The organism is Neptuniibacter sp. QD72_48 (assembly GCF_047778065.1).
In the GTDB taxonomy this organism is placed as follows: Bacteria; Pseudomonadota; Gammaproteobacteria; order Pseudomonadales; family Balneatricaceae; genus Neptuniibacter.
Window position 1 is genome coordinate 2,184,196 of record NZ_CP180547.1, and the last position, 20,299, is coordinate 2,204,494.

A 20,299-nucleotide genomic window follows, 5' to 3' on the forward strand; every position below is an offset into this window, starting at 1 on the left:
TTGTCAGCCAGCTTGAAAAGGTCCAGACATTTCACTGCACTGACTTTCGCGTATCTGGCCGCTTTAGAACCCACTGAGAAAGCATTGGACTTATTCGCAGATTCCCAAACACTGACAGTCAGGACTGTTTCTTACAAAGAGTTATAACGAGCAGCACTGATAAATTCAGAGAAGGTTTCACACCAAATCACAGCCGTAGAATATTTAGCCGGATCTACCCCTTCTGGTAAGTTAACCACAAAGCCATCAAATGTTTTGATTTCTGCAACTTGTACCATATCTCGCTTATTCTCAAGAAAACTCATCTCGTCATCTACAAATACAGGAGAAAGGTAAAGCTTATAATCAGGACCAGGAGCTAATTTACCTTTGAATGCTGCAACACCGCCACCCAACATCACTGAGCCTTCTCCCCAATGCAAAAAGTCACTGCCTTTTAACTCTTTCACAAATTGCCCTTCAAACTGCGCCTGAGCTACAGCCGAAGAGATCTCTTGCTCAGAAGGTCCCTGTGGCTGAATTAGGATAGGTAACAGGTATACGCCTAAGGCAAAGCCAGCAAAGCCAACTAGGCCATGACTAATCAGTAACATTAATTTTTTCATATTCCCCCCTAAAGCTGCTAAAACAGCCAATATAAAAAAACCACCCGAAGGTGGTTTTAAAATAGATCAAATTAGCTTAAAGCTTTTCAATTTCAGCTTTAGCTTTTAACTGAGCAAGGTGATCTTGGTAATCCTGCTGACCTTGACGGTTATTAAGCATCATACCCATAAAGCGAATCTCGTCTTCTTGCAGCTCAATATCTTGCTGACCGATTGCGTCTAGCGCGATAATCATTTTGCTGCCATCTACAGTATCAACTGCTGCATAGGTAGAACCACTTTGCGGTTTTACCATTTTGAATGCGGCGGTAAGAAGCTCTTGTGGAAGCTCTCTCTGGCTACGATTAACTGCAGGCTGCGCTACTACTTCATTACCTTCTGCAACAGTTGCTAGATCTGCACCTTCAGTAAGCTGAGCAACAATAGCGTTCGCTTTTTCAGTCATCGCTGCAGCAACTTGCTGCTCAACCAGAATAGCGCGGATCTGATCAGCCACTTCGTCTTGTGCCTTTTCACGAGGTAGTTGATGTTCAACTACACGTAAAACAACAGAGCGACCAGAATCCAATTCTACTGGCGTGCTGTTCAAACCTTCATTGATCAGCTCCTGATCGAAAGCAACAGCAAGAATCTTCGCGTTGGAAGTAATCGCATCTTCGTTACCAGAACGCGCAAATAGCTCAGTTTTCTGAATCTCTAGTTCTAGCTCTTCAGATGGCTCTACCAGATCACCAGAAGAGAAAGACACATCAGCTAAACGCTCTAACTGCTCAACATACTCTTCTTCAGCCTTCTGATTTAGGAGATCAGAACGAAGCTCTGCTTCAGCTTTTGCAAAAACAGGCACTTCAGACTCAACAACATCAACTAGTTTAATTAAGTGATAACCAAATTCTGAACGAACTGGCTCTGAAACAGCACCTTTTTCTAGAGCATACAAAGCGTCTTCAAAGTCAGTTGAGAAAACACCTTTCTCATTAATACCTAAATCACCACCCATCTCAGCAGATGCTGGGTCTTGAGATTCTGACTTAGCCAACTCTTCAAATACTTCACCTGCTTTTAGGCGCTCAGCAATTGCATCAATCTTAGCTTTTGCAGCAGCATCGTCTTGCTGTTCAGAAATCTCGATAAAGATATGTGCTGAATGACGCTGCTCTTGTGCTTGGAATGTATCAACAAGCTGCTGGTAGGCTGCTTGAAGTTCATCATTAGAAACTTCAATACCTGCTTCTAAAGCACTTCTTTCTAAAAGAAGGTATTCAATCGCTACCTGCTCTTCAGTCATAAACTGTGAACTGTTCTCTGCATAGTAATCGGCAATCTGCTCATCAGAAACCGTAATTTCAGCACGAACATTGTCCGCAGGCAGTGTGAAGTAGCGAAGATCACGCGTTTGATTCTGTAGAACGTTTAGAGAATTCAGTTCATTTGGCAGAGTAAATGCAGATAACATGAACGCTATACGCTCTTGCTCAGTCACCTTCTCTTTACGCACGATATCACGATACATCAACGGCGTAAGACCAGCGTTACGTAACGTCGCTTCAAATTGAGCACGATCAAACTTACCGTCTAAATGAAACTCTTTCGTAGAAAGGATCAGTTGATCAATCATTGCATCAGAGAATGTCAGACCTTGATTTTGTGCAGATTGAACTAAAACAGATTGCTCAATCAGGCCTTCCAAAACCATATTGCTGATCAAACCGTCATCCAGTAGCGAAGGATCAGCATCCTCCCCCATCTGCGACAACATTTGACGACGTTGCAATTGAACACCTTGATAGAGATCTTGCTGACTGATCTCTTCACCATTAACGGTCGCAGGAGCATTACTGCCAGCAGTTAAACTAACCAGCGATTCAACACCAAATAATGCAAAAGTAACTGCAATCAAGCCAACAATAATCTTGGCAATGATTCCCTGAGAGTTATCACGAATGGACTGTAGCATTATGCCTCTAAACCCCTGGCAAAATCTTTAACACATAAAAAAGGCGCATTCTTACAAATGCGCCTTTCAAGAATTTTGTACCTGACTCACTAATATGATTTAGCTCGTCATTCTATGTAGAACAGAGATCGTCTGTTAAACAAAGTTGGCGGAACGGACGGGACTCGAACCCGCGACCCCCTGCGTGACAGGCAGGTATTCTAACCAACTGAACTACCGCTCCTTTCGCGGGTCTTTAACCCGCACCTAAAGTACTTTATCAGTGCTTCAGGCTGGGTAACTCACTAAACTAATGAGCTACCTCCCCTAAGTAAGATCGTGACGCGATCAGATCTTACTTGTTTACTGCGTCTTTCAGAGCCTTACCAGGCTTGAAAGTTGGCAGTGTAGCGGCAGCAATTTCAATTGGCTTGCCTGTCTGTGGGTTACGGCCCGTACGAGCAGCACGCTCTTTCACAGAAAATGTACCGAAACCTACAAGTGCAACAGAATCACCGTTTTGAAGTGCACCAGTAACCGCTTCCAGTGTAGCATCCAGCGCGCGACCCGCAGCTGCTTTAGGAATGTCGGCTGAAGCTGCGATAGCGTCGATCAGTTCAGACTTATTCACGTTGTTCCCCTTTAAATAGATCGTTATTTTTAATTGTTCCGTTATCCATGCCCAGCAAGATGGTCAGGCATTTATACCAAGGTGCAGAAAGGAGTGTCAAGACACCTAGAACACCTTTCTACCCCTGATGAATACTAATGTGGCTTTATTTGCTCCGGCTCAGCTTTTGTAGCCTTTTCCTTTGCCGCTACCACTTCTTTCTCGCTTTTCTCTACAGGTTTTGGTTGATACTTTAGTGCGATGTCCAGCACCTCATCAATCCATTTAACCGCCTTAATATCGATATCTGCTTTGATATTGTCGGGAATTTCCTTTAAATCGCGCTCATTTTCCTTTGGAATAATGACCGTTTTAATTCCCCCGCGGTGTGCTGCGAGCAGTTTTTCTTTCAATCCGCCAATAGGTAAAACCTGCCCTCTTAGGGTGATTTCACCTGTCATTGCTACGTCAGCCTTAACCGGAATATTGGTTAAAACCGATACTAAAGCCGTACACATTCCAATACCGGCACTTGGGCCATCTTTTGGTGTAGCCCCTTCTGGAACGTGAATATGAACGTCTTGTTTCTCATGGAAGTCAGACGCAATACCTAGGGCTTCAGCACGGTTTCTTACAACAGTCAGCGCAGCTTGGATGGACTCTTTCATCACATCCCCTAAGCTACCTGTAGTCACCTGACGACCTTTACCTGGTACCACTGCCGTTTCGATGCTAAGGATATCGCCACCCACTTGGGTCCAAGCTAGACCTGTGACTAGGCCAACCTGATCTTGCTCTTCAGCGATACCGAAGTTATGTTTACGAACACCACTGTAGTGCTCCAACTCAGCTTCTTCAATAACCACTGGCAGATCTTTCTTATCAGCCAAGGCAAGCTCTTTAACTACCTTACGACAAAGCTTAGCGATCTCTCGCTCAAGGCCACGCACACCAGCTTCGCGGGTATAGTAACGGATCAAACCAGTAATGGCACTATCCTTTATCTCCACTTCACCTTTTTTCAAGCCATTATTCTTAAACTGCTTCTCAACAAGGTAATTTCGAGCAATATTCAACTTCTCATCTTCGGTGTAACCCGGGATGCGAATGATCTCCATACGATCCAACAAAGGACCCGGAATATTCATAGAGTTGGAAGTACATACAAACATTACATCAGACAGATCGTAATCCACCTCTAGGTAGTGATCGTTAAAACTGTTGTTTTGTTCTGGATCTAGTACTTCAAGAAGAGCCGATGCTGGATCTCCACGCTGATCCATACCCATTTTGTCGATCTCATCCAACAAAAACAGCGGGTTTTTCACACCTACTTTCGACATCTTCTGCAACAGCTTACCTGGCATAGAGCCGATGTATGTACGGCGGTGACCACGAATCTCTGCTTCATCACGCACGCCGCCTAGCGCCATACGCACGTATTCACGATTCGTAGCACGAGCGATTGAACGGCCTAGAGATGTTTTACCTACACCTGGAGGACCAACCAAACAAAGGATCGGGCCTTTAAGTTTCTTAACTCGTTTCTGAACCGCCAAGTATTCCAAAATTCGGTCTTTAACTTCTTCAAGACCGAAGTGATCTTGATTAAGTACCTTCTCTGCTCGCTTCATATCATGGCGAACTTTAGAGCGCTTAGCCCAAGGAATCTGGATCATCCAATCGATGTAACCACGAACAACTGTTGCTTCAGCCGACATTGGCGACATCATCTTCAACTTGTTGTATTCACTCATGGTTTTATCGAAAGCTTCTTGTGGCATTTTTGCTTCAGCAATTCGATTTTTCAGCTCATCCATATCGTTAGTACCGGACTCATCCAGATCACCTAACTCTTTTTGGATAGCTTTCATCTGTTCATTCAGATAGTACTCGCGTTGACTTTTCTCCATCTGCTTTTTAACCCGTCCGCGGATACGCTTTTCCACTTCAACCAGGTCAATTTCAGATTCCATCAACGCCATTAGATGCTCTAGGCGCTCTTTATTGCTAAGCATCTCTAAAATCTGCTGCTTCTCTTCTAACTTAAGCGACATGTGGGCTGCAATGGTATCTGCCAAACGCCCTACATCGTCGATATTCTGGAGAGAAGAAAGCACTTCAGATGGAATTTTCTTATTTACTTGAACGAATCGTTCAAATTGCTCTAAAACTGTACGCTTGTATAGCTCGCTTTCAGCTTCCGTCAGCTCTTCAATTGCAAGCATATTTGCTTGAGCAGTAAAGAAGCCTTCGTCTTCACTCAATGCGTGAATGGTTGCGCGGTAATCACCTTCCACCAGCACCTTTACAGTTCCGTCAGGCAATTTAAGCATTTGTAATACGCTAGCAACGGTACCCACTTCAAATAGGTCTTCAGCTAACGGCTCATCATCTGATGCGTTTTTTTGTGCAACAAGAAGAATTTCTTTTTCCCCAGACATTGCAGCTTCTAGGGCTTCGATTGATTTTTCCCTTCCCACGAATAATGGGATAACCATATGCGGATATACCACTACATCCCTTAACGGGAGCACCGGCAATTCGATTAGTTGTTCCTGAATGTCGTCATGTTGTGTCATGAGCAAAAGCCTCATCAACCAGTCCGCGATGTATTGCGGAGAAATTCTAAAAAAGCGTGTCTTAGGGTTACATGGGGGTCAAAATTTCAAATGCAACCAATTAGATACAAAAAACAACGCGTTGGGAATATATCGAGGTAAGAGAACCGGGATACTAAATCTTATAGCAGTATCCCTTTATGGAGACAATCAAAAAAGGGGAATTTAATCCCCTTTTTTCACAGTTTGTAACACTTACTTGTAATAGGCTTTATCAGTAACACTGTGGTCTGTTATGTCACGCACACCAACCAACGTTGCTATACGCTCTACCAATGTCGCTTCTACGCCATCTTTCAATGTCATATCAACTGCACTACAACCCTGGCAACCACCGCCAAATTGAAGTACAGCAATATGTCCTTCCTCTTCCTCAACCACTTCCATCAGTTTTACTTCACCACCATGGGAAGCCAAACCTGGATTAATTTCTGAATAGAGAATGTAGTTAATCTGCTCTGATATCGGGCTATCAGGTGAAACCTTAGGCACTTTGGCATTCGGCGCCTTGATCGTTAACTGACCCCCCATACGATCTTTCGCGAAGTCCACATGCGCTTCATCAAGATAAGGAACACTGTTCTTTTCAATGTAGAATCGCAGCTGTGTAAGCTCCAGAATTTCATCATCTTCGATAACTTCATCTGGACGACAATAAGCTAGGCAAGTTTCTGCATAAGATGTTCCTGGCTGTGTAACGAACATGCGCACAGCCATACCCTCAACATCCTGTTTAGAAAGTAGCTCTTTTAAGTATTCTTCTGCCGTTTCTGTGACGGTGATATTCATACGGTGTCCTGTATGTTGAACCAATCAATTCTTAAGCTCTAGGATACACTCAAAGTAAACCCGAGTAAATTGATCAACTATTAATCAATAGGTGGGGAATTCTATCGTATCCTTGTTTAATTCTGCTACCAAAACCGTCTTATCCTTTAGGCATTGATATACAGATCCTTTTATTTGCACAAATAGAAAGCGCTTATTTCAAAGAGAATCTGATAGAATTGCTTTTTTCCTATTTTGACCCCTATGACATTCTTCAACCGACAAAAAATAATAATAGGTTTAGGGCTGCCGATTATCGCAGGAATGCTTTCCCAAAGCCTACTAAACCTTGTAGATGCCGTACTTGTCGGTCAGCTCGGTGAAGCATCTCTCGCCGGCGTAGGCATAGGAGGTTATGCCAATTTCGTGGCAATCAGCCTTATTCTTGGCTTGTCTTCTGGAGTACAGACCCTAGTGGCCCGCCATCAAGGCGAAGGTCAGAACGATCATGCCGCCTCCCCAGTTCACTGGGGGCTAATGATCTCACTTATTTTTGCACTACCTGTCAGTTGTGTATTGATCTATTACTCAGGCTCCATAGTCTCACTGATGACTGAGGATTCAGCGGTACAAGATATCTCTGAAGCCTATTTTGATTACAGAACTGCAGCCATGCTTGCTATTGGGCTCAACCTCTCTTTCCGTGGTTGGTGGAACGGCACCAAGCGGCCTGCGACCTACTTTAAAGTTCTGATAGCCACTCATCTACTGAACGTGATTATTAGTTACTGTTTAATCTTTGGTGAACTGGGCTTACCAAGACTTGGCGCACCAGGAGCAGGTTTAGGCACCGCTATAGCATTGTATATAGGCGCTCTATTAAACGCTGTAATGGTCTACAAGGACGCCAAAACTAACGGGTTATTTAAATTCAGCACTCAGCAAGCATCCTCAATTTATAGAGTGATCAAGCTCGCAATCCCTCATTCAATACAACAGTTCTTTTTGGCTTTGGCTATTTGCATTCTTATCTGGATCATTGGTCAGCTGGGCACCAGCGAACAAGCAATCGCACATGTACTGATTAACCTCTCTCTTTTCTTGATCCTTCCTGCGGTAGGTTTTGGCGTTGCATGCACTTCGCTTGTGAGCCATTCAATTGGTGAAGATAACTATCAAGAAGCAGCTCGCTGGGGATGGGATGTGATTGTCACGGCGCTGGTTTGCATCAGCCTACTAAGCATTCCACTTGCAATCTTTCCTGAAGCAGTTCTTTCTGCGTTTTTACAATCAGAGCAACTGATCGATATCGCTGTACTGCCCTTACAACTAACTGCGCTAGCAATCTGTTTAGATGCTGCTGCAATTGTATTAACCCAAGCGCTACTCGGCGTTGGTGCCAATCGCTCAGTTTTACTTATATCTACATTTGGCCAGTGGTGCTTCTTTTTACCGCTAGCTTGGCTATTTGGACCTATTTTAGGCTTCGGATTGTTAGGCATCTGGATTGTACAGATTGTTCATCGATTGCTTTCGTCAGCAATCTTTATCCGCATCTGGTCTCAACAGCATTGGCAAAAAGTCAAAATTTAACCCCCCAAGCAGCTTGATTGTTTGAACCGCGCTGTTTCATCTTGCTATAGTTTAAAAACCACATTTAGGGATATGTAAATGACTGATCAGTCACTGGTTTTTTCGTTCTTCTTAATTTTTACGGGTGCTGCCATTGTTGCGTCTTTGGCGCTCTACACCCGTCAGCCTTTACTCGTGGCCTATATCGTTTTGGGAGCCATTTTAGGTCCATACGGCATGAGCATGGTGACTGATACTAAACTGCTATCTGATATATCCCACGTCGGTATCATCTTCCTGCTATTTCTTCTTGGCCTAGACATGCAGCCCTCACATCTATTGCAGATGTTACGTAAAGCCACCTTGGTCGCCATAGGAAGCTCATTGATCTTCTTTGCCCTAGGCTACAGCGTGGGATACGCCTTCGGTTACACCCAAACAGAAAACCTAATCATCGGCGCCGCTGTGATGTTTTCGAGTACGATCATAGGCATCAAGCTATTACCTACAACAGTACTTCACCACCGCCATACTGGTGAACTCGTCGTAGGCCTTCTGCTGCTACAAGACGTTATCGCAATTATGGTCTTACTGTTTCTTTACAGTGGCACAAACGGCGGTACAAGTAGCGATACTATGGCTCAATTCGCCACAACGCTCGCCGCATTACCTCTCTTGATCATTGGCGCATTTGTCTTTGTAAAATACGTGCTGCTAAAACTGATCCAGAAATTTGATCGCTTTCATGAATACATTTTTCTACTTGCGATCGGCTGGTGTCTTGGCCTAGCAGAAATGGCACATTTGGCAGGCCTATCTGCAGAGATTGGTGCATTTGTTGCTGGCGTCTCCATAGCCACCAGCCCAATTGCTCAATACATCGCTACAAGCCTAAAGCCACTACGTGACTTTTTCTTGATCCTATTCTTCTTCTCAATTGGAGCAAGCTTTAATCTTACCTTAGTTAGCACGATTGCGATTCCAGCAATTATTCTGGCAATTTTGGTCCTTGCGATTAAGCCAGTAGTTTTCCGCTTTTTACTAAGCCGTATTAGTGAATCGAAGCAACTTGGCTGGGAAGTGGGTTTTCGCTTGGGCCAGATAAGTGAGTTTTCACTGTTGATAGCTTATATCGCGGCGGGAAGTATGATGATTGGCGAAGAAGCCTCTCATGTTATTCAGGCAACTGCGATCTTAACCTTCTTGTTATCCAGTTATGTGGTGATCTTCAACTTCCCATCACCGATCGCAGTTTCAGATAAGCTTCGCCGAGATTAACCGGCGAAGCTACTCGTTCAAGCAAATTGAGAGATATTACGGCTCTGCCACAGCTGCTCAGCTTTATCTAATAGTTCAGGCATTTCCGCTGACTCGCCTAACAACCTCAAAACTACAGCCATAGATGAGATGATCGCCTTATGGCCGTATTCATGCTCACCTGCGCCTTTCCAAACATCTAATAAGGTTTGCGCAGGAAGCTCATCCTCTTTGATAAAGCGTTTTTCAACGATACGAGGCCAGTCGTATTCCGTTAACTCACCGCTGTCTGACCACTGCAGCAAACACTCTGTATCCGGTCTAATCTCGGCCTCACCACCATCACCACGCATAGTGACGTTGCGTTTAACACCTAAGAGCTGGGCAGTTTTTTGATGCATAGGGCCGTAAGCGGGATGAAAAACGCCATCGATACTTGCTGGCGCATCAGCAGGATTGAGCATGCGACATAAGGTATGAACCGGAGAACGCAGTCCAAGAATTGGGCGCAGTTGAATAATTTTCCCGAGCGGAGGGCAAAACTGATCCACAGACATATACGCAAAGTTAACTCGGTCTAACTCAGCCTCGGTCTCAGACCAATCCTGGCAGGGATTTAAGTTAAACAAACTCAGCATATCTTCTACATAGATACGCCCCGGCGTGTGACCTTTTGAACCATGCATAAAAACACGATAGCCATGGCTTGCTAGACATAAAGCAACCAGCAGATACCAAGTGTGACGTCTCTTTTTACCTGCATAAGTCGACCAATCAAGATCGACTTGCATTTCACGACCAACCGAATAACGACTGCGCACAGCATCGGCAAACCCCGCAAGCTCCTCTGGCGCCTCCTCCTTTACTCGCAACAACATCAAAAAGGCTCCGAGCTGTTCAGGCGTTACCTCTCCATCCAAGATCATGGCCATTGCAGCTTCAGCCTCTTCGCGGCTAAGCGATCTAGTACCATTTTTGCCTTTGCCCAAAATACGAACAAAGGGAGCAAACTTGTGTTCTTCGATCATCAGTCGTTTAAACCTTGTCCTTAGTTAAAGGAATTACTAAAGTATGGACTCTTTTTCACAGGCCCCAAGTTTAATGAAATCTTACCCCGAGCAGCTACATCTTTTTTTTAATGCCCTAACCTATTTTACCCGATTCACTTCGCCATCCTGGGTGCATTACACAAAAGAAACACAAGCAAAATCGACTAAGTACTTGCCATGGGTAGGCCTTCTAATTGGATTTTACGCCGCTCTGATCTATTGGCTTTCTAGTTTTATCTTCACAGATAGCATAGCTGTAATTCTATCGATGTTATCCAGTATTTGGATGACAGGAGCACTCCATGAAGATGGCTTAGCGGATTGTTGTGACGGGTTTGGCGGAGGCTGGGATAAAGAACAGATCCTTCGCATCATGAAAGACTCCAGAGTGGGCAGCTACGGTGTGATTGGCTTGATCGTTGTCTTATTACTTAAATTCAACGCCCTACTAGAAGTCCAGCATACCATTGCCCTCATTGTGTTAGGCCACTGTCTCAGTCGCTTATTCCCGCTCATCATCATCTATCGTGAAAAATACGTTAGTGATGAAGAGACTAGCAAATCCAAACAGATGCTAAGCCCCTTGAGTAAAATGGATCTGCTTATTGCTGCCCTGCCAGTTGCGGCATGTTTTATCTTTTTACCACTCAGCTATCTTAGCGTTTTAGCCCCAACCCTTATCGCTACCGCTTGTATGATCCATTTCTTCAAACATTGGATCGACGGCTATAATGGTGATTGCTTAGGCTGCTGTCAGCAAGTCAATGAATTATTGATCTATCTCTGGCTGTGTATACCGATCTTTCTTATCTGACTAATATCGATCAACACATGTGACAGATCACTTTCCTACAAGTCATAGGACGTGCAGGTCGCTTTCTGATAGAATCGCCGCCTTCTTAAGCCGGTACTCATCATGAAACGTAAACAAAGCCTTTTTGCCAAACCAATTCCTCAGAAAAAGAAGCCTAAGGCAGCCACGCCTTATCCAGATACTCTGAAAATTGAAGGACTAAGCCATGAAGGCCGAGGTATCACCAAACATGATGGTAAAACTATATTTGTAGCTGGCGCGCTTCCAAATGAAGAAGTTAAATACGAGATTACCAGCAAACATCGCCGCTACGATGAAGCTAACTGCACTCAAGTGCTAACTGAATCCTCGCAACGCACGTCGCCAAAGTGCGAGCATTTCGGTACTTGCGGTGGTTGCGATCTACAACACCTTGCTCACGAACACCAAATCCCAACCAAACAAACATTGGTTTTAGATCAACTCAGTCGTTTAGGTAAATTTGCGCCTGAAAAAGTTGAAGCACCCATTACAAGTGCAGAATGGAACTATCGCCGTAGCTGCCGAATAGGCATCAACCAGATGATGCGAGATGGCAGTGCACTGGTTGGCTTTAGACGCCGTGGCAGCAGCAAGCTGACCCAAATAAATCATTGCCCCGTCCTCGCGGAACCTCTAGATAAGATCTTGTCGGCGCTACCAAAAGCACTGGAAGCAGAAGAACAGTTCAAAGAGATAACACACGGCGAATTAACTCTGGGAGACAACCAAGGCGCATTAACGCTTCGCGTAAAAAAACGCCCGAGTGAAGCGCTTTGCCAAGCGCTAAGCGATTTAGCTGAACAACAGAACTTTAAACTCTATTTTGATCACGGCGATAAGATAGAACCCCATTCTGACAAGGCGGTTTTAAGCTATGAACATCAGCCAACCGCCACAAACATCGAATTTGAGCCGGGCGACTTTATTCAGGTAAACAACCAAGTTAACCAACAGATGATTGATCGAGCGATCTCTTGGCTTAACTTAGAAGCTAACGATAGAGTATTAGATCTCTTTTGTGGCATAGGTAACTTCAGTCTCCCGTTAGCGAAAACAGCAGCGCATGTTGTTGGCATTGAAGGTGTTGAAGATATGGTTGCCCGCGCTAATACAAATGCAGCTAATAATGATCTAGACAACTGTGAATTTTATCGAGCTGATCTAAGCAAAGATCTACGAGCTATGCCATGGTACAAACAAGGCTTTAATAAAATCCTACTAGACCCTCCAAGAACGGGCGCCTTAGAGATAATTAAGCAGCTTAAGAATCACCAGCCAGAGATGATTCTTTATGTATCTTGCAACCCAGCCGCCCTATCGAGAGATGGAGCCGAATTGATTGAGCAAGGCTATGTAGCAAGCCGCTTCTGTGTCATGGATATGTTCCCTCACACGTCCCATGTTGAATCCATGGTCTTATTCGAACGGAAAACCGCGTGATTGAAATCATTTATAGCGATGACTCACTCGTCATAGCTAATAAACCTTATGACATGCTATCTGTTCCCGGTCGAGGGGAAGATAAACAAGATTGCTTATGGCGCAGAGTACAAGAACAATTCCCCACAGCACGGGTCGTTCACCGTTTGGATTACGCCACATCTGGCTTGATGGTATTAGCCCTAACCCTTGAAGCACAACGTCACCTCAGTCGCAGTTTTCAAGAGAGACTGACCAGTAAACGCTACCAAGCGATTATCTGTGGAGAGCCAAGCGAAACAGCGGGTGAAGTAAAGCTACCTCTTCGATGCGATTGGGAAAATCGTCCATTGCAGATTGTAGATTTTGAGCAGGGCAAAAGCGCTCATACTCAGTGGGAACAACTTTCGAAAGAGTCGCTTGGTACAAGAGTCGCACTAAAACCAATCACTGGCCGCTCGCACCAACTTAGGGTACATATGCAAGCCATGGGTCATCCAATCGTTGGCGATCGCTTCTACGCAACCGAAGAAGGCATAGCCGCTTCAGAGCGACTACTTCTTCATGCCGAGTACTTAGCCTTTCCACACCCAGATACTGATGAGCAGGTCGAATTTTTCGCACCCTGCCCATTCTAAGCATCTCAAGAATTAAACTGGATTAGCGTGTTCACCACGTAAGAACGCCTGAATATTGTCTGCTGTTTGCTGAATAATGCGGGTACGAGCTTCTAGGGTTCCCCAAGCGATATGCGGCGTCACCAGTAAGTTTGGAATAGAAGGATCTAACAGAGGATTTCCATCTTTTGGTGGCTCGACGGTGAGCACATCAGTTGCCGCCCCCGCGATCTAAGCAGACTTTAACGCATCCACAAGGTCTTGTTCATTTACAATTCCGCCACGAGCAGCATTAACTAAAAACGCCGTGTTTTTCATCTGCTTGAAGACAGAATGATCAAATAAGTTTTCCGTATCATCTGTTAATGGGCAATGAATGCTAATTACATCAGATGTCGCAATCAACTCATCTAGGCTTACTCTAGCTGGATCTTGCACATTACCGCTCAAACTTTGCGCCACAATCACTTTCATTCCAAAAGCAGACGCCACGCTCGCCACCCCCTGACCTAAATTGCCATAACCAATGATACCTAGCGTCTTCCCTTCAAGTTCCACAATCGGGTAATCCAGAAAACAGAATTGATCCGAACGCTGCCATTGACCTTTTTGCACATCATTAGCGTAAGAAACTAAATTAGTGTGCAAAGCTAAAATCATTGACCATACATGCTGAACAACGGAACTAACACCATAGGCAACACAATTAGACACTGGAATACCTCGCTCAGCAGCTTCGGCTTTATCAACGACGTTGGTACCGGTTGCAAGCACACAAATATATTCAAGCTGCCCAGCGGCATCCATTACTTCAGCCGTAATCGCAGTTTTATTAGTTATCAGAACATCTGCATCTTTAACTCGCTCTAACACTTGATCAGGCCGAGTCAATTCGTAGCAAAGTAATTCTGAAACATGCTCTTTAATAGGAGAAAGATCTATCGCCTCCAACCCTTTTAAATCCAAAATTACAGCACGCATGAATCTCTCCTATTGATATAAATAACCACAAAAAAAGGGCCTCGTGGCCCTTTTTATAATGACAATATTGCTCACAACATCATCTTTTATGCTTTAGGTAAATTCTCTTTAATTTCCCAAAGAATCTCTTCCGCAACAATAGCAGGAGCCGATAGACCTTCCGAAGTTAATACGCTCAGGAAGACACCTGAACGAGTACGAATTAGTTTTAACTGATACTGACCTGTATGTTCAAATTTTCCTGTAGACTCATTGAAGATACCTGACTCTTCACCGCCGAAGACGTAGATCGGCTTACCAGCAAACCAGATTTTATAACCTTTTTTGTTGCCTTCATCTTCTGGGTCCACCAAGGTGTCTTTGGCTTCACCCTCTTTGACACCTTGAAGGTATGCTGCGGTTTTACCCGTTGTATAGCTAATGCCGCCCTCTTCTTCTCCATCAAAACCTAACGCAGCAGAAATTGAGCTAGTATCTAACTTAATCTCTTCACGATCAGAGTGTAACCATTCGAAGAAACCTTGTTCTTCGATATTTTCAAATGGAGTAGAAGTCGTATAGGTCATATAAAAGTACCCCGTATCTGAATCACGAGTACCTACATCCATATCCGCCTTATCTAAAGCACTACTAATTTCACTCCATGCAGTACCTGAATCGGTGTTCATCTTCAGAACTGGATTACCACGGGAATCACGACCTAGCTGCGTTCCAACACGACGTTTTTCATTGAATGCAATAAGTGTTTGGGCATTACGCTGACCTGAAGCTTTACCCAGGTAACGCAGCATCTCAAACATCATATCTGATTTAAAAGTTACACCCTTAGCTTGAGTCGCCCAATCAATACTGGATACCTCTTCATCGGCAGCAAAACGAACGTGCTCCATGCCAATAGTGGTTCTAGACGGATCACCAGCAACTGGCTTCAAACTAACACGTAACTTATCTTTAGTATCGCCAGGTATATCCTGGAAGGTTAAACGCTTAACCCAAGTATCAACCAAACCAAACTCTTTAGCATCGTGATGGATCCATTGTGTTTCCATACGACCCTGACGTGGATCTGACTTCGCTATATCAATACCATTAAATTGCCAGAATTCTTGTAACTTAACCCAAACACTGGTGATTCCTTCATCAACAATGATTAGCTTTTGACCGTTTTCACGTTTCAGGTTAACAGATTCACTGCCCGCTTCTGCGTAGAAAAATTCAGGGCGAGGAACTATAAAGTCCCCCGTACGAGCCGTAGCAACATTACTAATTTCAGGAATAGTCAATGTATCTGCTGTCTGCTTTGCCTTGAGGTGAGCAGGCAACTCTAGACGCTGGCTCGTTTGCGCCAATTCGTAATCCTGACTACGGTCACGGACTATGCCATTGTCACCGTAGATCGGGTTATCATCCAACATACTGCAGCCAGAAAGCAGCGCTCCAGTAACCACTGTTACAGATACAATTTTCTTCATGAATATAGCCGTTTAGATAATGTTAGTGCTACGCATCGCTTCACGAACAGTGTCGTGACACTCATCTGCCAATACAGTTAGTGGCAAACGAATCCCAAGTCCCATGTAGCCCATTTCAGCTAGCGCCCATTTAACCGGAATTGGGTTAGCTTCAACAAACAGCTTCTCGTGAAGTGGCATTAGGCTGTTATTTAGCGTACGCGCTTCTTCTGCTTTACCAGACATCGCCAAAGCACACATTTCAGCCATCTCAGCAGGTGCAACGTTTGCAGTCACAGAGATGTTACCTTTACCACCCTCGAGCATTAGCTCTACCGCAGTAGCATCATCACCAGAATAAACAGCAAAATCAGCCGGTGCTTTAGAGATTAAATCGATACCGCGAGGCACGTCACCTGTTGCTTCTTTAACACCAACAATGTTGCTGATCTCAGCAAGACGCAGCACAGTTTCAGTCTGCATATCGCAAGCAGTACGGCCTGGTACGTTGTAAAGGATCTGTGGGATATCTACCGCTTCAGCAATAGCTTTGTAATGCTGGTACAAACCTTCTTGAGTCGGTTTGTTGTAGTAAGGAGTCACAAGCAAACACGCATCTGCACCCGCGTTTTTAGCTTCAGCAGTTAGCTCGATTGCTTCGGAAGTTGAGTTTGCACCTGTGCCTGCAATCACTGGGATGCGGCCTGCAACACGTTCAACTACACGTTTAATCACTTGGCAATGCTCATCGCAGTTTAGTGTAGCGGACTCACCAGTAGTGCCCACAGCGACGATGGAATCAGTGCCCTTATCCAGATGCCAATCTACCAGTTTGTCAAGGGAATCCCAATCGACGTCTCCGTTAGAAAGCATAGGGGTAACAAGAGCAACAATGCTGCCAGTAATCATTTTTTTCTCCATGAGATTTATATCAGGTTTTGCAAAGGACAAAACTACTCTGCCCTAGTGCGTATTACAACCTTAAAACTTGACTAATCGACCCTAGGCGGCTGAAAAGATTCAATTTTTCCTAAGGTCGATCCAAATAGAGGGCTAAGAAGGGATATTTCTACTTTCACTCACAAAAGATTGCCAATTACTCGTGAAATAGATCACTTATAATCTAAACCATATCTGGTATCGTATTAAGAGACGTATTCTATACGATTTTATACTTTGTTGAGTAGCCATCATCACTAAGGATTTACTATGAGCAACGTTGCTATTGATCAAAAAGTCCCATCTTTTACCGCTCAAGCCACTAGCGAGCAGACTGTTGAACTAGATGCACTGAAGGGCAAAAACATTGTTATCTATTTTTACCCTAAAGACAGCACCCCTGGCTGCACAACCGAAGGTCAAAACTTCCGCGACGCTATCGATCAGTTTGAAGCAGCAAACACCGTGATTTTCGGTGTTTCTCGTGACGGCATGCGCGCTCATGAAAACTTCAAAGCAAAACAAGAGTTTCCATTCGAGCTGATCAGCGACCCAGATGAAGAACTGTGCAAACTATTTGACGTAATCAAGCTGAAAAAGAACTACGGTCGCGAGTACATGGGCATCGACCGCTCTACGTTCTTGATTGATGCTGAAGGCGTATTACAACAGGAGTGGCGCACTGTAAAAGTTAAAGGCCATGTCGATGAAGTACTCGCTGCGGCTCAAGCACTATAAATCAGAATAACAGACACAAAAAAAGCGGTGTTTAAACACCGCTTTCTTCTAATTCTACAGGATGTTGCTTCGCCTTTGGCCAAGAACTCAAAATAGCTTTGATCAAAGTCGCTAGCGGAATCGCAAAGAACAACCCCCAGAATCCCCAAAGCCCACCAAAGACCAACACCGCTACGATAATAGCAACCGGATGCAGGTTTACCGCTTCAGAGAACAACAATGGAACAAGTGCGTTACCATCCAACGCCTGGATGATGCCGTACGCCACCATCAGGGTCATAAACTCACTACTCCAGCCCCACTGGAAGAAAGCAATCAACGCTACTGGAATCGTTACCAGTGCAGCACCAATATATGGGATCAGTACAGATAATCCGACCAAAATCCCCAGTAGCGCAGCATAGTTAATGCCCAAGAAGATAAAGGTAATATAGGTCACAGTACCTACTACGATGATCTCAATAGCCTTACCACGAATATAGTTGGCAATCTGATCATCCATTTCAGTCCAAACGCTGGTCATCATATCGCGCTTCTCAGGCAAAAATGATACCCACCACTTAGTCATAACTGCGCCATCTTTGAGGAAGAAGAAGACTAGTATAGGCACCAATACGAGATAGATCAGTAGCGCCATCACCCCAGTAATCGAGTTTAAAGAGAAGGTCACCACCAACTGCCCCATCTGCGATAGCTCAGCAGCAGCCAGGTCGATCAGCTCTAGAATACGAGCCTCCGATATAAACTCTGGGTATTTTTGCGGCAACAGAAGTAATACAGTTTGTATTTCCGACAAGATGCCGGGGAGTTCATTAAACAGATTTACCGCCTGACGCCAAGCCAGCGGCATAACGATCAAGAACAGCGCAGCCAAACCACCAACAAAAGCTAAAAAGACCAATATGACCGAAAGCAGATGTGGAACATTTAACTGCTTTAAGCGGTTAACCCCACCCTGCATCAAAAACGCTAGGATAATACCCGCAAAAACCGGCGCTAAAGCCTGACCTAAGGTAAGGATCACCAGCAATGCAGCACCTAACAAAACAAAGAGCAACAACGCCTCTTCGTCAGAAAAGTAGCGCTCTATCCATTTACTAAATATCTTGCGCATAAGAAACTCTGCTTAGCCTCGACGAATCAAATAAACATAAGGTTCCTGATCAGTGAACGATTCCAACAATTCATGGTCAGATTGATCGGTATAGGCTTTAAAATCTCTGATAGAACCACTATCAGTAGCGATAACTTTTAACACCTTTCCCGCTTCTAATTTATTTAGCGCTTGTTTAGCTTTCAGGAGCGGCAAAGGACAATTTAATCCAGACGCGTCTAATGTCTCGTCGAACGAATGTGTAGTCATTAACTTTTCTTAACGTAATTTTTGTTGTCGTTATCAATTAAGTTCAGCACTATATACCATTCTTGTTTGTATTAGCACGGGCTTTTTCGGATACCAGTATGCACAATGGACTTATTGCTTTCCTCTTAACAATTTTGTTAAGTGTTTCACCTTTAAGCCTGAAAGCAGATACCCAACTACCCGATATCGGTGGCAGTGGCTACAGCATTATCTCTCAGCAACAAGAGTACCTTTTGGGTCGCGCTTGGGTGCGCATGCTTCGCGGCAGCTCGCGCTTATATAAGGATGCCGTTGTCAGCCAATACGTCGAAGAACTCACTTGGAATCTAGTCACATATAGCCAACTCACGGATCGCCGCTTAGAAATTTTAGTGCTAGATAATCCTACCGTTAACGCGTTTGCAGCACCGGGTGGCATTATCGGTGTTCACACCGGTCTACTCCTTACAGCACAAAATGAAGCGCAGTTAGCCTCAGTACTCGCACATGAGCTAGCTCACTTAAGCCAACGCCATTTTGCTTCACAACTAGAAGAACAACGCCGCAATAAGCCATTTTTTATAGCCAGTTTATTAGGCAGTATCTTATTAGCCGCAGCAGATCCTGAAGCCGGCGTTGTCGGCATGCAATCGTCTATGGCAGCCTCCGCCTCCTCCCGCCTCTCTTTTAGTCGCCAGAATGAACGTGAAGCCGATTACATTGGCATGCAAACCCTGACGCAAGCAGGCTACGATCCAAAATCCATGGCCGATATGTTCAGTCAGCTACAGCAACAAGCGCGCTTTAGCCGTATACCGCCTGAATTTTTGCTAACTCACCCAGTCACACAGTCACGTGTATCTGACGCACTAAACCGTGCTGAAACAATCAATGTGATTAACGCCAAAGAAAACAGCATCCACTTTAATATCGCTAGTGCACGTATTCGCACCGGATACGCTAAAGATCAAAAACAGCTATTAGAGAAATACCTAAACACGCAAAAACAGCAGGACAACGACAGCCTAAGATACGCTATTGCCCATACTGCAATAGCGGTTAAAGACTTTGAGCTTGCACAAAAGAACATCAACCGCTTTAGTAAAAGCTTTAAAAGCCGCCTAAGCGCTCGTTTAATCAAAGCAGAACTTGAACTCGGTAAAGAGAACTACCCAGAGGCCGCGAGGCAACTGCAACATCTAAGAAACCTATTCCCGGGCAGCCAAGCGGTATCTTTTATTTACGCCGATACACAAATAAAGCTAAACCAGCCGCACCTAGCGGTACAAGCTTATGAAGACTTGGTCGAAAAAGACCCAAATGACAGCCGTGCATGGTACCTACTGGCAGAAGCCTACGGGTTAGCTGGTGATATAGTCGGCGTGCACGAAGCCCGAATTGAATATTTCTTGTTAACCGCCAATGTAGATAGAGCCTTAAGGCAGATAGATTATGCACTAAGAGAACCGACCATTAGCAATACAGAACGTGCGCGATTAGAGCAAAGACAGGAAGATGCTAAAGAGATCAGGGAATCATTGAAGTTGGATTATTAAAAA

At 44.5% G+C, this 20,299-nt stretch carries 17 protein-coding genes, 1 tRNA gene and 1 pseudogene; 7 read left to right on the forward strand and 12 right to left on the reverse strand.

All coding sequences use genetic code 11. The features are described from left to right. Positions 1 to 131: 131 nt before the first annotated feature. The 6 genes from ACMXYX_RS09780 to nfuA all read right to left on the reverse strand — a co-directional run bounded on the left by ACMXYX_RS09780 (position 132) and on the right by nfuA (position 6,561). Entirely contained in the window at positions 132 to 605 is a 474-nt protein-coding gene (locus tag ACMXYX_RS09780; protein WP_415884290.1) for a DM13 domain-containing protein, read from the reverse strand. 76 nt (positions 606 to 681) lie between these two features. Continuing rightward, positions 682 to 2,562: a SurA N-terminal domain-containing protein gene (locus ACMXYX_RS09785; protein ID WP_415905956.1), complete on the reverse strand. Its 1,881-nt coding sequence runs from the start codon at positions 2,560 to 2,562 to the stop codon at positions 682 to 684. Positions 2,563 to 2,708: 146 nt separating this feature from the next. Continuing rightward, positions 2,709 to 2,785: transfer RNA gene (locus ACMXYX_RS09790), tRNA-Asp, on the reverse strand. Positions 2,786 to 2,896: 111 nt separating this feature from the next. Next, positions 2,897 to 3,172 (reverse strand): HU family DNA-binding protein, encoded by a 276-nt coding sequence (locus tag ACMXYX_RS09795; RefSeq protein ID WP_007020114.1) that lies wholly within the window; start codon positions 3,170 to 3,172, stop codon positions 2,897 to 2,899. 134 nt (positions 3,173 to 3,306) lie between these two features. Continuing rightward, positions 3,307 to 5,733 carry an endopeptidase La gene (gene lon, locus ACMXYX_RS09800; RefSeq protein WP_415905957.1) on the reverse strand — a complete coding sequence of 809 codons (2,427 nt, stop codon included), beginning with the start codon at positions 5,731 to 5,733 and terminating at the stop codon, positions 3,307 to 3,309. Positions 5,734 to 5,967: 234 nt separating this feature from the next. After that, positions 5,968 to 6,561: a Fe-S biogenesis protein NfuA gene (nfuA, locus tag ACMXYX_RS09805; protein ID WP_415884287.1), complete on the reverse strand. Its 594-nt coding sequence runs from the start codon at positions 6,559 to 6,561 to the stop codon at positions 5,968 to 5,970. 243 nt (positions 6,562 to 6,804) lie between these two features. Here nfuA and ACMXYX_RS09810 point away from each other — a divergent pair, with 243 nt between their 5' ends. Both ACMXYX_RS09810 and ACMXYX_RS09815 read left to right on the forward strand, forming a co-directional pair. Beyond that, on the forward strand, positions 6,805 to 8,133 hold the full coding sequence (locus ACMXYX_RS09810) for an MATE family efflux transporter (protein ID WP_415884286.1): 1,329 nt from the start codon (positions 6,805 to 6,807) through the stop codon (positions 8,131 to 8,133). A gap of 78 nt (positions 8,134 to 8,211) precedes the next feature. Continuing rightward, complete coding sequence (locus ACMXYX_RS09815; RefSeq protein ID WP_415896370.1) at positions 8,212 to 9,390, forward strand: cation:proton antiporter; 1,179 nt, start codon at positions 8,212 to 8,214, stop codon at positions 9,388 to 9,390. 17 nt (positions 9,391 to 9,407) lie between these two features. Here the strand turns inward: ACMXYX_RS09815 and ACMXYX_RS09820 are convergent, their stop codons facing one another. Beyond that, positions 9,408 to 10,397, reverse strand: a complete 990-nt coding sequence (locus ACMXYX_RS09820) for a glycosyl transferase family protein (RefSeq protein WP_415896371.1) — start codon at positions 10,395 to 10,397, stop codon at positions 9,408 to 9,410. 73 nt (positions 10,398 to 10,470) lie between these two features. Between ACMXYX_RS09820 and ACMXYX_RS09825 the strand changes: the two genes are divergently transcribed. From ACMXYX_RS09825 to ACMXYX_RS09835, 3 genes are all read left to right on the forward strand, one after another. After that, entirely contained in the window at positions 10,471 to 11,232 is a 762-nt protein-coding gene (locus tag ACMXYX_RS09825; protein ID WP_415896372.1) for an adenosylcobinamide-GDP ribazoletransferase, read from the forward strand. 102 nt (positions 11,233 to 11,334) lie between these two features. Next, positions 11,335 to 12,693 (forward strand): 23S rRNA (uracil(1939)-C(5))-methyltransferase RlmD, encoded by a 1,359-nt coding sequence (gene rlmD / locus ACMXYX_RS09830; RefSeq protein ID WP_415896373.1) that lies wholly within the window; start codon positions 11,335 to 11,337, stop codon positions 12,691 to 12,693. Then, the gene (locus tag ACMXYX_RS09835; RefSeq protein ID WP_415896374.1) at positions 12,690 to 13,310 is read left to right on the forward strand and encodes a pseudouridine synthase; all 621 of its coding nucleotides are present in this window, start codon (positions 12,690 to 12,692) and stop codon (positions 13,308 to 13,310) included. The genes rlmD and ACMXYX_RS09835 overlap by 4 nt, the downstream gene beginning before the upstream one ends. Positions 13,311 to 13,322: 12 nt before the next feature. Here the strand turns inward: ACMXYX_RS09835 and ACMXYX_RS09840 are convergent. The 3 genes and pseudogenes from ACMXYX_RS09840 to dapA all read right to left on the reverse strand — a co-directional run bounded on the left by ACMXYX_RS09840 (position 13,323) and on the right by dapA (position 16,630). Then, positions 13,323 to 14,270: pseudogene (locus tag ACMXYX_RS09840) on the reverse strand (D-2-hydroxyacid dehydrogenase). An 86-nt stretch (positions 14,271 to 14,356) separates the two neighbouring features. Then, positions 14,357 to 15,742 (reverse strand): outer membrane protein assembly factor BamC, encoded by a 1,386-nt coding sequence (bamC, locus tag ACMXYX_RS09845; protein ID WP_415896376.1) that lies wholly within the window; start codon positions 15,740 to 15,742, stop codon positions 14,357 to 14,359. A gap of 12 nt (positions 15,743 to 15,754) precedes the next feature. Beyond that, on the reverse strand, positions 15,755 to 16,630 hold the full coding sequence (gene dapA / locus ACMXYX_RS09850) for a 4-hydroxy-tetrahydrodipicolinate synthase (RefSeq protein WP_415896377.1): 876 nt from the start codon (positions 16,628 to 16,630) through the stop codon (positions 15,755 to 15,757). A 300-nt stretch (positions 16,631 to 16,930) separates the two neighbouring features. On the opposite strand from dapA, the gene ACMXYX_RS09855 reads away from it, so the two are divergent. Beyond that, positions 16,931 to 17,398, forward strand: a complete 468-nt coding sequence (locus tag ACMXYX_RS09855) for a peroxiredoxin (RefSeq protein WP_415896378.1) — start codon at positions 16,931 to 16,933, stop codon at positions 17,396 to 17,398. Between the two features lie 31 nt (positions 17,399 to 17,429). Here ACMXYX_RS09855 and ACMXYX_RS09860 read toward each other — a convergent pair whose 3' ends face one another. Both ACMXYX_RS09860 and ACMXYX_RS09865 read right to left on the reverse strand, forming a co-directional pair. Then, positions 17,430 to 18,512 (reverse strand): AI-2E family transporter, encoded by a 1,083-nt coding sequence (locus ACMXYX_RS09860; RefSeq protein WP_415891029.1) that lies wholly within the window; start codon positions 18,510 to 18,512, stop codon positions 17,430 to 17,432. 12 nt (positions 18,513 to 18,524) lie between these two features. Then, the gene (locus tag ACMXYX_RS09865; protein WP_415884275.1) at positions 18,525 to 18,761 is read right to left on the reverse strand and encodes a sulfurtransferase TusA family protein; all 237 of its coding nucleotides are present in this window, start codon (positions 18,759 to 18,761) and stop codon (positions 18,525 to 18,527) included. 98 nt (positions 18,762 to 18,859) lie between these two features. Here ACMXYX_RS09865 and ACMXYX_RS09870 point away from each other — a divergent pair, with 98 nt between their 5' ends. Next, entirely contained in the window at positions 18,860 to 20,296 is a 1,437-nt protein-coding gene (locus ACMXYX_RS09870; protein ID WP_415896379.1) for a M48 family metalloprotease, read from the forward strand. Positions 20,297 to 20,299: the final 3 nt, after the last annotated feature.

Excerpts from the sequence above, each read along its gene's own strand:
- ACMXYX_RS09780 (WP_415884290.1), bottom strand. The coding sequence starts at position 605 with ATGAAAAAATTAATGTTACTGATTAGTCATGGCCTAGTTGGCTTTGCT.
- ACMXYX_RS09785 (WP_415905956.1), bottom strand. The coding sequence starts at position 2,562 with ATGCTACAGTCCATTCGTGATAACTCTCAGGGAATCATTGCCAAGATT.
- lon (WP_415905957.1), bottom strand. The coding sequence starts at position 5,733 with ATGACACAACATGACGACATTCAGGAACAACTAATCGAATTGCCGGTG.
- nfuA (WP_415884287.1), bottom strand. The coding sequence starts at position 6,561 with ATGAATATCACCGTCACAGAAACGGCAGAAGAATACTTAAAAGAGCTA.
- ACMXYX_RS09810 (WP_415884286.1), top strand. The coding sequence starts at position 6,805 with ATGACATTCTTCAACCGACAAAAAATAATAATAGGTTTAGGGCTGCCG.
- ACMXYX_RS09815 (WP_415896370.1), top strand. The coding sequence starts at position 8,212 with ATGACTGATCAGTCACTGGTTTTTTCGTTCTTCTTAATTTTTACGGGT.
- ACMXYX_RS09820 (WP_415896371.1), bottom strand. The coding sequence starts at position 10,397 with ATGATCGAAGAACACAAGTTTGCTCCCTTTGTTCGTATTTTGGGCAAA.
- ACMXYX_RS09825 (WP_415896372.1), top strand. The coding sequence starts at position 10,471 with ATGAAATCTTACCCCGAGCAGCTACATCTTTTTTTTAATGCCCTAACC.
- rlmD (WP_415896373.1), top strand. The coding sequence starts at position 11,335 with ATGAAACGTAAACAAAGCCTTTTTGCCAAACCAATTCCTCAGAAAAAG.
- bamC (WP_415896376.1), bottom strand. The coding sequence starts at position 15,742 with ATGAAGAAAATTGTATCTGTAACAGTGGTTACTGGAGCGCTGCTTTCT.
- dapA (WP_415896377.1), bottom strand. The coding sequence starts at position 16,630 with ATGATTACTGGCAGCATTGTTGCTCTTGTTACCCCTATGCTTTCTAAC.
- ACMXYX_RS09855 (WP_415896378.1), top strand. The coding sequence starts at position 16,931 with ATGAGCAACGTTGCTATTGATCAAAAAGTCCCATCTTTTACCGCTCAA.
- ACMXYX_RS09860 (WP_415891029.1), bottom strand. The coding sequence starts at position 18,512 with ATGCGCAAGATATTTAGTAAATGGATAGAGCGCTACTTTTCTGACGAA.
- ACMXYX_RS09865 (WP_415884275.1), bottom strand. The coding sequence starts at position 18,761 with ATGACTACACATTCGTTCGACGAGACATTAGACGCGTCTGGATTAAAT.
- ACMXYX_RS09870 (WP_415896379.1), top strand. The coding sequence starts at position 18,860 with ATGCACAATGGACTTATTGCTTTCCTCTTAACAATTTTGTTAAGTGTT.